We start from the raw sequence: 449 nt of genomic DNA on the forward strand, positions 1-449 counted from the left end.
AGCCGGGCGCGCATGAGCGGGTGCTGTTGCTGGCCTCGTACGCCTTCGATCCCTCGACGTATGCCTTCTGGGTGCCGCTGCTGCACGGCGGGCGCACCGTCATCACACCCGAAGGCGAGCTGGGGGTCGCCGAGTTGGCCCGTCTGATCGTGGAGGAGGAGATCACCGGCCTGGACATCACGGCGGGTCTGTTCCGGGTGATGGCCGAGGAGGATCCGGGTTGCTTCGCGGGTGTGCGGGAGGTGATCACCGGTGGTGACCTGATCTCCCCGACCGCGGTGCGGCGGGTGCTGGAGCACTGCCCGGACACCGTGGTGCGCGGCGCCTACGGTCCGACCGAGACCACCCTGTTCGCGACCCAGGCCCCCTGGACCGCGGCCGATGCGGTGCCCGCGCCGATACCGGTCGGGCGTCCGCTGGACGGCATGCGCGCCTATGTTCTGGACGAC

General features: G+C 70.6%; 1 protein-coding gene. It reads left to right on the forward strand.

The annotated features are described in order from the left end of the window. On the forward strand, positions 1–449 hold a 449-nt coding region (locus KCH87_RS48520), incomplete at both ends, for an AMP-binding protein (protein WP_210594472.1).

The sequence above is a fragment of the Streptomyces sp. GESEQ-35 genome (genome assembly GCF_017948485.1).
GTDB lineage: Bacteria > Actinomycetota > Actinomycetes > Streptomycetales > Streptomycetaceae > Streptomyces.